Origin of the sequence: Tropicimonas omnivorans (assembly GCF_031846565.1) — a bacterium.
GTDB lineage: Bacteria > Pseudomonadota > Alphaproteobacteria > Rhodobacterales > Rhodobacteraceae > Tropicimonas_B > Tropicimonas_B omnivorans.
Window position 1 is genome coordinate 678,395 of the sequence record NZ_JAVRHL010000003.1, and the last position, 12,250, is coordinate 690,644.

The window sequence follows — 12,250 nt, forward strand, 5'->3', positions numbered from 1 at the left end:
GGCCAGGGTCGGGCGACGGGGCGGCTGCCGCCATCCACCCGGCATCCGTATGGCGGGGCAAACCAGTTTAACGAATACCCTCCCCCCCGGGGGGAAGGGGGGAACTGTCCCGCCGTAGAGGTCTTGTCGCTTCGACTGCCGCACCGGATGTTCGGAGATCACCCTAACGATGCACGTGATGCACATCGCCCTTGGAGGCTGCCTGAAGGCGCCGCCCGTGGAATACGGCCGTACCGCAGATACCGGCGGCCATATCGCCTATGTGCTGGGCGCTGCCCTCGCCGGGGCGGCCCGGCCGGGCGGTCGTTCAACCGTGATCACCCGCGCCATCGATGCGCCCGCGCTGGGCGCGATCTATGCCCGGCCGCGGGAGATCCTCGGGACGCGGGCGGAGATCGTCCGGCTGAAAACCGCAAACCGAGGCTATCTCACGAAGGAGGCCCTCGAGGCGGAGATTCCGTCCTTCACCGAGGCTCTCCTTGCCTATCTGGAGGCCTCCCCGAGGCCGGACGTGATCCACGCGCATTTCGCCGATGCCGCCGAGGCCGCCCTGGCGGCGCGGGACAGGTTCGGCATCCCGGTGATCTACACCGCTCATTCGCTCGCTGCGGACAAGCGCGTCGCGACGGGCTCCGGACAAGGGCTGGACGGCCGACTGGCGCGCGAGGCGCATGCCATCGCGGAGGCGGACGCGGTAATCGTTTCCTCGCGCGACGAGGCGGAGCGGCAGATCGGGCTCTATCCCGGTGCGCGGCTCGGCCGGGTCCACCGGGTCATGCCGGGCATCGTGCCGAACGAGGCGGGGACCGGGGAGATTGCCCGCGCTCGCGCGCTTCTCGCGCCGCACCTGAGGGATCTGGAGAAACCCCTCATCCTCGCCATCGCCCGGCCCGTCGCTAAGAAGAACCTGCCAGAGCTGGTGGAGATCTACGCCCGTATGCCGGGCCTCCGGGAGGTGGCAAACCTCGCCATTTTTGCCGGCCAGCGGGACGGCCCCGAGGACGGGCCCGAGGAGCAGCGCTCGGTGATCGGAGGGCTCATCGCGGCGGTCGAGCGACATGGTCTTGGCGGCTCCATCGCACTTCCCGAGCGCCACGACCCGGCGGATGTGCCGGGGCTCTATGCGCTGGCGGCATCCAGCGGCGGGATCTTTGCCAATCCGGCCGTCACCGAGCCTTTTGGCCTCACACTCCTCGAGGCCGCCGCGGCAGGGCTTCCCGTGGTCGCCACGAGCCATGGCGGTCCGCGCGATATCGTCGAGCTGCTCGGCCATGGCCGCATCGCCGATCCGCGCGACAGGGTAGCGTTCGGCGGTGCGATGCTGGAGCTGCTCAAGGACAGCGCGGGACGGACCGAGGCCGCCGGGAGGGGACGGCGCCGCTCCGCGCGCTGGAGCTGGGCGCATTACGCCGAACGCCATGCCGCGATCTGTGACGGCCTCCGGCGCGCGCCCCCGCCGCGCCCGGCGCCGACGGCCATGCTGATGAGCGATATCGACAACACGTTGACCGGCAGCCTGCCGGCCGCGACACGCTTCACCGACTGGGCAGGCCGTCGCGGCTCCACGCTCTTCGCCGTCGCCACCGGCCGCTCGCTGAGCGAGGCGCGGTTCGTGCTGGCCTCGTGGCGCCTTCCGGAGCCCGACCTCTTCGTCACCTCGGTCGGCTCCGAGATCTGGCTGCGGGATGCGAGCGGAACGCCGGTCCTCTCCACCGCCTTTGCCTCATCGATCACGGAGGGGTGGGAGCCGGACGCCGTCGAGGCGGCACTGTCGGACCTGCCTGGTCTCGTTCCGCAACCCGCCATCGAGGCCCGGGCCTGGAAGCGCAGCTATTTCGCGGAGCCGGGCGTGGTAAGCCATGTGCGCCGGCGACTGGCCGCGCGCGGCCTTTCGGCCCATGTCGTCCATTCCCACGGGAGGCTCCTCGATATCCTTCCGGAGCGGGCCGGCAAGGGCGCGGCGCTGCGCTGGGTCAGGGAGCATTTCGACATTCCGGAGCTCCTCTGCATCGCTGCCGGAGATTCGGGGAACGATTTGTGCCTCCTGGGCGCGGCGCGCTGCGGCATCGTCGTGGCGAACCACTCCGACGAGTTGAACGCGCTTCCTCCGCGTGACGAGCTCTTCCGCGCGGGGCGCCCCTACGCGGACGGCGTCCTCGAAGGGCTGGCGCGGTTCGGGCAGGTGGCGTCATGAAGCCGATCGGGATCTTCGTGCATCACCAGGGCAGGGGCCATGCGGAGCGGATCGCCGCGCTCGTGCGCGCACTGCCCCGCCCACGCCCCGTAACCATCTTCTGCGCGCGGGACGACATCTTCGGCGCCCTGCCGGACACGGCCCGGGTCAGATTGATTCCGTCGCTCTTCCAGGCGTCGGACGACCCCGTGCCGCCGGCGCTCAATGCCGTCAGGGTCCCGGACACGCTCCATTGTGCGCCGCTCGGCTGGCCCGGCATCAGGACCGCGACAGCGGCCATCACGTCCTGGTTCGCCGAGGCGGATCCCGCTCTGTTCGTCACCGACGTGTCCGCGGAACTCGCGCAACTGGCGCGCATATGCTCGGTGCCGCATGTCGCGGTCCTGCAGCACGGGGATCGCAGCGATCCCGGCCACATGGCGGCCTACGAAGGGGCCGCGGGCCTGCTCGCGCCGTTCCACGAAGATCTGGCGCAGCCGTTCTGGCCGGACTGGATGCGCGCCAGGACCTTCCACGCGCCCGGCATCGGCACTCCGGCCGCGGCGCCGACCCGCGAGGCGGCGCGCGCACGGCTCGGGGTAGGCGCGGAGCGCCTGACGCTGGTCCTGTCTGGCGGCGGCGGCTCCGGCGCCCCACTGGCCCCGATCTCGGTGGGCGCGCGCACGGATCCCGGCGCGAGATGGGTCACGCTCGGCCGGATCGCGCCGGACTGGCATGCGAGCGAGCCGCCGAACCTCGAACACATGGGGTGGGTCGAGACGGCGCCCGACTGGATCGCGGCGGCTGATCTCGTTATCTCCTCGGCCGGGAACACGACGTGTCACCAGGTCCTTCGCAGCGGCGTGCCCTGGATCGTCATCCCCGAATGGCGGTATTTCGACGAGCAGCGGGAGAAGGGCGCGGCGCTCGCGCGGGCCGGCGCCGCGCATGTCCTGACGGACTGGCCGTCCTCGGCCCAGTCGTGGACGGCAGCCCTGACCTCCTCCCGCGAGACCCACGATCCGGCCGCGCAGACGCGCCTCGTGCAGGACGGGGCGGACAAGCTGGCCGGCCGCTGGCTTCACGATCTCGCAGAGCGGCTCTGGGCGCTGGCAGACGCTCCCGCCGCCAATCCCATTTCAGCCCAATGATCGGAGTTTCCATGTCAGGCGTATCCGTCCTCACCATCGCCCGCGGCCGCGACGCGGCCTTGGCCAACGTCGTCCGTGGCCTCTGCCGTCAGACGGTCTTGCCGGACGAGCTCGTGATCGCACGGATGCAGGATGCGCCTTACGATCTGCCGGACGCGCCGTTCCCCATCCGGCAAATTCACGTTTCGGGAAAAGAGCTTCCGCTGGCTTCTGCACGTAACGCGGCCGCCCGCGCGGCGACGCGGGACAGCCTCGTCTTCCTCGATGCCGATTGCATTCCGGCACCTGATTTGGTCGAGGAATATCGTTCCGGGATAGAGGCTTGGGGCGGGATCCTCATGGGAGAGGTCATGTATCTTCCGTCGGGCGCGCTCGAAGGCGGTATCGACTACGCGGCATTCGACGCCGCCTCCGAAAAGCACTCCGACCGCCGCGGCCCGCCCGAGGACGGCATAGATATCTGCAACGATTACAGGTGCTTCTGGTCCCTGAACTTCGGTCTCTCGCGAGCGGCCTTCGAGCGGATCGGTGGCTTTGACGAGCGCTACTACGGCTATGGCGGCGAGGATACGGATTTCGGCAAGACCGCCGTCGTGGCGGGCCTTCCGATCGGCTGGCTGAAGGGCGGACGGGTCTATCACCAGTACCATGCCCACCACATGCCGCCGATCCATCATCTTCACGCCGTGGTTCGTAACGCTCTGAAATTCGAGGAGAAATGGGGGTACCGTACCATGGGCCACTGGCTCTACGCGTTCGGTCTCATGGGCCTTCTGGACGAAGACGAGAGCGGCGCGCTGCGGATCCTTCGCGAACCGAACGACGCGGACAGGGCGCTGAGCTCGCAGTCCGAGGGGATGCCCTACGTCAACACCGCCCGCGTCATCCGGGCGCTTCAGGCGATGAAGGAGACGGCGTCGCCCCGGATCGCCGCGGAGTGACGCGTCAGCCCATCCGCTCCCGCAGGCCGAGAAGCCGATCGCAGATCGGAAGGAGACGGTCCGGCGGGATGCGGCCGGGTTCGAGGTGGCGAAGGCCCTCGGCGAGCGTCATGTCCCGCGCGGGCAAAGGTGCGACGACGGGGCCATGATCCGCGCCGGCGTCGTCGGGCGGCGTCTCGCCCCGCGAGGCAAAAAGCGGTCCATCGCCCGGCGCGTCCGATGAGGGCGGTTCGGCGCGTTCCGCGACCCATGCCGAGGGAATATCGGTCTCTGTCGTAGCTTTAGTGCCCTCGTCCCCGTCAGCCTCATCACGGGCAGGCTCCGGGGGCGGCGCATCGAGCGCCTCGAGATCCGCCAGTTCCTGCGGCTCGGCAATGTCGTCCGGCTCGGCATCCGGATCGGGGAGCGCCTGGTCCATGACTGGTATGGGCCGCGCTTCGGCGTCCTCGGAGGTCCGGATCGTCGCGGCTTCGGGGGATGCGGCCGGTCCGGGATCGTTTGCCGGCACCTGCGCCGCGGTCGACTTGCGCGAGGTGCGACCCGATTTGCCAAGGGACGGCGCTTCGATCGGGCGGGAGCGGGCGGAGACGGCCTTGACGCCCTCCTCCTTCAGAAGCCGCTGCACGGCCTTCACGGTCATGCCTTCCTCGTAGAGAAGCTGACGAATCCCGTCGAGGAGTTCCATGTCCGAGCGGCGGTAATAGCGCCGGCCCCCCGCGCGCTTGGTGGGCCGGATCTGGGTGAACTGGCTTTCCCAGTAGCGCATGACGTGGCTGGCGACGCCAAGCCACTCGGCCACCTCTGAGATGTTGCGGAACGCGTCCGGCGATTTGGCAGACATCGCCCGGACCTTAAGACTTCTTGCCGGCCGCCACCCGCTCCTTCATCAGGTGCGACGGGCGGAAGGTCAGGACGCGGCGAGGCAGGATCGGAACTTCCTCGCCGGTCTTGGGATTGCGGCCGACGCGGGCGGCCTTGTCCCGGATCGAGAAGGTGCCGAAGGAGCTGATCTTTACCTGCTCCCCCTCGGCGAGCGCATCCGAGATGTGCCCGAGGACACTCTCGACAAGCTGAGAGGATTCGTTTCGGGACAGTCCGACTTCCCTGAAGACGGCCTCGCTGAGGTCCATCCGAGTCAATGTCTTGGTCATCTTAAATAGCATCCCCCTGGATTGGGAAAACCGTAGGCGAAGTTTCCGGGAGCGTCAATTCAGTCGTCAATTACAGGGGCTTGCGAGGCGGAGCGCCGCGGGAGGGCGCCCGGGGCGATTCCGGGGGCGCCGAAGCGGTGCGGCGCGGCAGGCCGATGACCCCGCCGCGCGGCTCGTATAAGGGCAGAGCCATGACCATGCGCACCGACATCCAGCCCGCCGGGGGACACACCCGGTGGGGCCTCGTCCTCGCCCTCTTTCTCACCGGGCTGCTGGCCGCCGGACAGTTCGCCAAGGTGGCCCTGACCATCGACGCCGCCCATGAGGTCTGGCCCGGGGCCGGGCGTGGCGTGGCCATAGCGATTTCCGTGGTCGGCATCGTCGGTATCCTGTTCGGCGTCATGGCGGGCGGGCTCGTGGCGCGGATCGGCGCACGGCGCGCCCTGGTCGGGGCGATGGCATTCGGCGGGGCGGTGTCGCTCCTGCAGGCGATGCTGCCGCCATTTGCTCTGTTTCTCTCAAGCCGGGCGCTCGAAGGGGCGTCTCATCTCGTGATCGTCGTCGCGGCGCCCACGTTGATGGCCGCAGCCGCCTCCGAGGGGATGCGGCCGGTGGTGATGGGGATCTGGGGGACGTTCTTCGGCGTCGGCTTCGCGCTGACCGCGACGATCGTGCCGGGGCTGATCGGCGCAGGCGGCCTGCCGCTTCTCTTCGCGCTGCACGGGGCAGGGCTGCTCGCGATGGCGGCGATCCTCTGGCCGCTGCTGCCGCGGAGCGGGCGGGGCGCGCCGGTGTCCCTTATAGATTACGTCGCGCAGCACCGGCTGACCTACAGCGACCCGCGCCGCCGGGCGCCGGCCTTCGGCTTCGTCTGCTACACGGCGAGCTACATTTCCCTCGTCACCTTCCTCGCGCCGCGGATCGGAGATGCCGCCACCGCAGTCCTGCCGCTGGTGTCCCTTGTCGGCACGCTTTCCGCCGGCGTGATGTGCAGGCGGGTCTCGCCGGCGCGTGTGGCGACGATCGGCTACGGTGCGTCGGCCGCGGCGCTTGTCGTGCTTCTCGCCGTGCCGGAAGAAGCGCGGTTCGCGGTCGCGGTGGTCCAGTTCATCTGCCTCGGTCTCGTGCCCGGCGCCTCGTTCGCCGATATCGCGGCGCTGAACGCGGCAGGGCCGGACCGGGCGCGGGCGACGGGCGCCATCGCTCAGTTCGGCAACATCGGCACGACGCTCGGCCCGCCGCTCTTCTCCCTTTTCGCCGCGAGCATCGGGGGGATCTGCGGGCTTGCGGCGGCGCTTTCGATCCTCGGCATGGTCGCGGTTCGCGCGGCTCATCGCGGGATCGGGCCGCTGCCAGCCGCCGCGCCGGCGGCCGAGGCGCGGCACGCGCAGGACTAGGGACACGTTAACCTTGCTGTAAGGTTTCCACGGACGATTCCTTAACCCCCTGTTAAGACTTCGCTGGGGGCGACAGGGTTACGGATTTATTGACATGACCGGCATATTCAGCGCGCGGGCGATCCGTGCGACCGTTCTTCTTTGCGCCATTTCCTGCGGATCGGGGGCGGCGGAAGCCCAGGACCAGACATGGGCGGGTCCCTATCTCGGCGTGCAGGTCGGCGGGGCCGAGGCGGGTGGTCTCGAGTTCGACGGCATCGTCGAGCCGGTCATGCAGACCATGCTGCGCCGTCGGACGGGGCCGGGCGCGCTGCAATTTCCGGCGCTTCTGGCCGGCGCCGAGATGTCGGGGCCCGAGATCGAGAACCATTCCCCGATCTACGGGTTCCACGCCGGATGGGATTGGCAGGCGGGGGCGCTCGTCTGGGGGGTCGAGCTGGCCGTCACCCGGACCGAGACCCGCATCTCGATCGGCGAGAACGGCCTGGAGATGGACCACGCGGCGCGGCTGATGGGGCGACTGGGTTACGATGCGGGCGAGGCGCTGGTCTATGTCGCGGCTGGCCCGGCACGGGCGAAATTCAGCGCCTACGGGGACATGATGGACGCGGCCTTCACGGATGACAGCTTTACCGCCACCGGCCTCGCGCTCGCCGCCGGGACCGAAGTGCGTCTCGGCGGGGGGTGGACGCTGGGCGGGGAACTCGTGCGCCATTCCTACGACGACTGGGACATGGCGGATGTCAGCGCCGAGCTCACGACCTTCTCGCTCAAGCTGACGCACAGGTTCTGAGGCACTCTTTCGTGAAAGAGGGGGCCGGCGACCTTTCGCCCGATCCCGAACTTCGTTAAAAAATCGTCTGCAGTTCTCCAAATGTTCTGGCCTGCGACTGGCGTGCTCCCATGCCGTGCCTATCTGGAGACTCACTGGATCCTCGGGGGTAGGCGATGGCAGAGATGAAATCGATCGAGGTGCGCGGCGCACGCGAGCACAACCTCAAGAACATCGACGTCGACATTCCGCGTGACCAGCTCGTGGTGATCACGGGGCTCTCGGGCTCCGGCAAGTCCTCGCTGGCATTCGACACGATCTACGCCGAAGGACAGCGGCGCTACGTCGAATCGCTATCGGCCTATGCGCGGCAGTTCCTCGACATGATGGAGAAGCCGGACGTCGACCACATCTCCGGCCTCTCTCCCGCGATCTCCATCGAGCAGAAGACCACATCGAAGAACCCGCGCTCCACCGTCGGCACGGTGACCGAGATCTACGATTACATGAGGCTGCTCTTCGCCCGCGCCGGGACGCCCTACAGCCCTGCCACCGGCCTGCCCATCGAGGCGCAGCAGGTGCAGGACATGGTCGATGCGGTGATGAAGATGGAGGAGGGGACGCGCGGCTACCTCCTCGCGCCGATGATTCGGGATCGCAAGGGCGAGTACCGCAAGGAGTTCCTCGAGCTGCGCAAGCAGGGCTTCCAGCGGGTCAAGGTCGACGGCGAGTTTCACGAGCTGGACGATCCGCCGAAACTGGACAAGAAGTTTCGCCACGATATCGACGTGGTCGTCGACCGGATCGTCGTTCGCGAGGGCCTGGAGACGCGGCTCGCGGACAGCTTCCGCACCGCGCTCGACCTCGCCGACGGCATCGCCGTGCTGGAGACGGCCCCCCGGGAGGGCGAGCCTGCGCGGATCACGTTCTCCGAGAATTTCGCCTGTCCGGTGTCCGGCTTCACAATCCCCGAAATCGAGCCTCGGCTCTTCTCCTTCAACGCGCCGTTCGGCGCCTGTCCCGATTGCGATGGCCTCGGCGTGGAGCTCTTCTTCGACGAGCGGCTCGTGGTTCCCGACGCGGCGCTGTCGCTGAAGGAGGGCGCCATCGCGCCGTGGCGCAAGGGCAAGTCCCCCTACTTCACGCAGACCATCGAGGCGATCGCGAAGCACTACGACTTCGACGCGAAGACGCCCTGGAAGGACCTGCCGGAGAACGTCCAGCAGGTCATCCTGCGCGGTTCCGGCAAGGAAGAGATCCTGTTCCGTTACGACGAGGGCGGGCGGGTGTACCAGGTATCGCGGCCCTTCGAGGGCGTGATCCGCAACATTGAGCGGCGCTACAAGGAAACCGATTCCAGCTGGGTGCGCGAGGAGTTCGAGCGCTACCAGAACAACCGGCCCTGTGGCACCTGCGACGGCTACCGCCTGCGCCCCGAAGCCCTCGCCGTGAAGATCGCTGACTTGCATGTCGGCCAGGTGGTGCAGATGTCCATCCGGCAGGCGGCGGACTGGTGCGAGACCGTGCCCGAGAGCCTGTCACCGCAGAAGAACGAGATCGCCCGCGCCATCCTGAAGGAGATCCGCGAGAGGCTCGGCTTCCTCAACAATGTCGGCCTCGAATACCTGACCCTCTCCCGCAATGCCGGTACGCTCTCCGGCGGCGAAAGCCAGCGGATCCGTCTCGCCTCGCAGATCGGCTCCGGCCTGACGGGGGTGCTCTATGTCCTCGACGAGCCGTCCATCGGCCTGCACCAGCGGGACAACGACCGTCTCCTGACCACGCTCAAGAACCTGCGGGATCAGGGCAACACGGTGATCGTCGTCGAGCACGACGAGGAAGCGATCCGCGAAGCCGACTATGTCTTCGACATCGGCCCAGGCGCCGGCGTTCACGGCGGTCAGGTCGTCGCGCACGGCACGCCGGCCGAGATCATCGACGATCCGAAGAGCGTCACCGGCGATTACCTGGCCGGGCGGCGGGAGATCGCCGTGCCGGCTGAGCGTCGCAAGGGGAAAGGCAAGGGCAAGGCGATCCGCGTGGTCAAGGCGGGCGGCAACAACCTGAAGGATGTCACCGTCGATTTCCCGCTCGGCAAGTTCGTCTGCGTTTCGGGCGTGTCCGGTGGCGGCAAGTCGACGCTGACCATTGAGACATTGTTCAAGACGGCCTCCATGAAACTCAACGGAGCCCGGCAGACGCCGGCTCCCTGCGAGACGATCAAGGGGCTGGAGCATCTCGACAAGGTCATCGATATCGACCAGCGGCCCATCGGCCGGACGCCGCGGTCGAACCCGGCGACCTATACCGGGGCCTTCACGCCGATCCGCGACTGGTTCGCCGGTCTGCCCGAGGCGAAGGCGCGGGGCTACAAGCCGGGCCGCTTCTCCTTCAACGTGAAGGGGGGACGCTGCGAGGCGTGCCAGGGCGACGGCGTCATCAAGATCGAGATGCACTTCCTGCCCGACGTCTACGTCACCTGCGAGACCTGCAACGGCGCCCGCTACAATCGCGAAACCCTGGAAATCCAGTTCAAGGGCAAGAGCATAGCCGACGTTCTCGACATGACGGTCGAGGATGCGCAGGAGTTCTTCCGAGCCGTTCCTTCGATCCGGGAGAAGATGGACGCGCTGATGCGCGTGGGGCTCGGTTACATCAAGGTCGGCCAGCAGGCGACGACCCTGTCAGGCGGCGAGGCGCAGCGCGTCAAGCTCTCCAAGGAGCTGGCCAAACGCTCCACCGGCCGCACGCTCTACATTCTCGACGAGCCGACGACGGGCCTGCATTTCGAGGACGTGAAGAAGCTCCTCGAAGTGCTTCATGAGCTGGTGGATCAGGGCAACACGGTCGTCGTGATCGAGCACAATCTCGATGTCATCAAGACGGCCGACTGGATCGTGGATATCGGTCCGGAGGGCGGCGACGGCGGCGGGCAGGTCGTGGCGACCGGAACGCCGGAGGATGTGGCGAAGGTCGAAGCAAGCCATACCGGCCACTACCTCGCGCCCATGCTGGTCCCCCGGAAGGTGGCGGCGGAGTAGATCCGCCGCCGGCCCATCTCAGTCGGTGAGGTCGGCCTCGCCGGCATTCGGAACGAGCGGGATGGCGTCCTCCACGGCGTCCTCGTCATCGATGACGAGCGTGTCGTCCTCGATGCTGTACTCGTCATCCATATCGGGCGTCTCGACGCCGAAATTCTCCGCGGTTCCGTCGGGGGCGAGATCGCCGGTACGGTCAACGACCTCTCCGGGATCTGCGGGGCGATCCTGCGGCGGGATGACGGAGCCCGTGTCCATCGAGCCGTCCGGAATCACGCATTCTTCGCCGGAGGGGACATAGCCCGGCGTGCAGTCCAGCGTCTGTTCCGTGGCGATCTGTGCGGAGGCTTGCGTGGCCGCGAGGGCCAGTGCGGCGCTCAAGGCTGCGCGCAGGGGCACGGCTCCGGATCCAGTCTGTCTCGTTCGCATCGGCATGTCGGCAACTCCTGTTCAGCTTCTTCGAGAAGCCGCATCACGCGTCCGGAGTTCCGTTCGATGAGGATCGTCTGTCCCTGGTACTCGGCCCAGACGCGACCGTCGTCAGGCGCCCTGAGGCCCCGACGCTCCAGCCCGTCGAGGATCGTGTAGCGCGTCGACGGGAGCTGATCGCCGACATGGATGCTGTCGAATGTGAGCGGGCCGGGGCGGATATCGTTCTGCGCCGGACCCGATTGCAGAACCCGCTCGCGGCTGCGGTCGAGGATCTGCTGCGTCGCATCGGAGCGGGACTGATGGTCCCGCAGGATTTCCCCGGCCTCAGGCGGAGAATTCGCGCAAGCCGTGGTGGTGCAGACGATGCCGGGCGCGCCGTCCACCACCTGCGCAAAGGCCGGCGTGATCAGGGCGGCGGATACGAGTGCGGCGGCCAGGAGGCCGCCGCGACGAGGGATATGCGATGTGACTGGTGCCATGCGGGCGAAACGGTGGGGCCCGCCGCTTCGTTCCACGGCCCCGGAGGCGTCGGATCGCCCCTGTTCAGACAAGGCGAACCTGGGTTCCGATAGGGCAGAGCTCGAACAGCTCGGCGATCTTCTCGTTGTAGAGGCCGATGCAGCCCGAGGAGGCCCGGCGCCCGATCTTGCGGGTGTCGTGCGTGCCATGGATCAGGTGGGCGGGCCAGCTGAGATACATGGCATGCGTGCCGAGCGGGTTGCCCGGGCCCGGGGGCATGTAGTCGGGAAGCGACGGGTCCCGCTCCTTCATCGATTCGGTCGGCGTCCAGTCCGGGCCGACCTTCTTGCGCACGACTTCGGTGTAACCGCGGCGGGTCAGCTCCTCGGTCATCGGCACGGAGGTCGGGTAGAGCCGATAATCGCTGCCGTCCGCATTCCAGTAGTGCAGGGCACGGCTGGTGATGTCCACGACGATGGAGGCCGCGCCGAGACTGTCGAAGTGGTCACGCCAGTCGACGGTGCGGAAGCTGGACGCGTTCCGCTGCGCTTCGCCGGAGCGATACTCGCCCGACGGCACCTGCGCGCTGACGAGCGCGGGGGCGGACAGGATGGGAAGGCTGCCGAGGCCGGCCAGCATCGTACGACGGGAGAAGCGGTTCATTGCACCTGCTCCAGAATTGGGACTGCTCAGGCTGGATCGGATACAGGTTTTCCAGCCGAATGCCAGTGTCTCG

General features: G+C 67.9%; 11 protein-coding genes. 6 read left to right on the plus strand and 5 right to left on the minus strand.

Annotation, left to right across the window (positions count from 1 at the left end):
- The first annotated feature begins 178 nt into the window (after positions 1-178).
- From RM543_RS13820 to RM543_RS13830, 3 genes are read left to right on the plus strand one after another with little or no spacing between them, the layout of a single operon-like run.
- Positions 179-2,194: an HAD-IIB family hydrolase gene (locus RM543_RS13820; protein ID WP_311692615.1), complete on the plus strand. Its 2,016-nt coding sequence runs from the start codon at positions 179-181 to the stop codon at positions 2,192-2,194.
- Positions 2,191-3,324 carry a glycosyltransferase gene (locus tag RM543_RS13825; protein WP_311692617.1) on the plus strand — a complete coding sequence of 378 codons (1,134 nt, stop codon included), beginning with the start codon at positions 2,191-2,193 and terminating at the stop codon, positions 3,322-3,324. The genes RM543_RS13820 and RM543_RS13825 overlap by 4 nt, the downstream gene beginning before the upstream one ends.
- Before the next feature lie 11 nt (positions 3,325-3,335).
- Entirely contained in the window at positions 3,336-4,265 is a 930-nt protein-coding gene (locus RM543_RS13830; protein ID WP_311692619.1) for a glycosyltransferase family 2 protein, read from the plus strand.
- A 4-nt stretch (positions 4,266-4,269) separates the two neighbouring features.
- Here the strand turns inward: RM543_RS13830 and RM543_RS13835 are convergent, their stop codons facing one another.
- Both RM543_RS13835 and ihfA read right to left on the minus strand, forming a co-directional pair.
- Positions 4,270-5,106 carry a MerR family transcriptional regulator gene (locus RM543_RS13835; RefSeq protein WP_311692621.1) on the minus strand — a complete coding sequence of 279 codons (837 nt, stop codon included), beginning with the start codon at positions 5,104-5,106 and terminating at the stop codon, positions 4,270-4,272.
- A 10-nt stretch (positions 5,107-5,116) separates the two neighbouring features.
- Entirely contained in the window at positions 5,117-5,416 is a 300-nt protein-coding gene (gene ihfA, locus RM543_RS13840) for an integration host factor subunit alpha (RefSeq protein ID WP_311692624.1), read from the minus strand.
- A gap of 191 nt (positions 5,417-5,607) precedes the next feature.
- On the opposite strand from ihfA, the gene RM543_RS13845 reads away from it, so the two are divergent.
- From RM543_RS13845 to uvrA, 3 genes are all read left to right on the plus strand, one after another.
- A complete protein-coding gene (locus tag RM543_RS13845; protein WP_311692626.1) occupies positions 5,608-6,813 on the plus strand; it encodes an MFS transporter in 1,206 nt (401 codons plus the stop codon).
- Between the two features lie 94 nt (positions 6,814-6,907).
- Complete coding sequence (locus RM543_RS13850) at positions 6,908-7,606, plus strand: outer membrane protein (protein WP_311692628.1); 699 nt, start codon at positions 6,908-6,910, stop codon at positions 7,604-7,606.
- A 155-nt stretch (positions 7,607-7,761) separates the two neighbouring features.
- Positions 7,762-10,626, plus strand: a complete 2,865-nt coding sequence (uvrA, locus tag RM543_RS13855) for an excinuclease ABC subunit UvrA (protein ID WP_311692630.1) — start codon at positions 7,762-7,764, stop codon at positions 10,624-10,626.
- An 18-nt stretch (positions 10,627-10,644) separates the two neighbouring features.
- Here the strand turns inward: uvrA and RM543_RS13860 are convergent, their stop codons facing one another.
- From RM543_RS13860 to RM543_RS13870, 3 genes are all read right to left on the minus strand, one after another.
- On the minus strand, positions 10,645-11,004 hold the full coding sequence (locus RM543_RS13860; RefSeq protein ID WP_311692632.1) for a hypothetical protein: 360 nt from the start codon (positions 11,002-11,004) through the stop codon (positions 10,645-10,647).
- On the minus strand, positions 11,001-11,534 hold the full coding sequence (locus tag RM543_RS13865; protein WP_311692634.1) for a hypothetical protein: 534 nt from the start codon (positions 11,532-11,534) through the stop codon (positions 11,001-11,003). The genes RM543_RS13860 and RM543_RS13865 overlap by 4 nt, the downstream gene beginning before the upstream one ends.
- 64 nt (positions 11,535-11,598) lie before the next feature.
- Positions 11,599-12,177 carry a L,D-transpeptidase gene (locus tag RM543_RS13870; RefSeq protein WP_311692636.1) on the minus strand — a complete coding sequence of 193 codons (579 nt, stop codon included), beginning with the start codon at positions 12,175-12,177 and terminating at the stop codon, positions 11,599-11,601.
- Positions 12,178-12,250 lie beyond the last annotated feature (73 nt).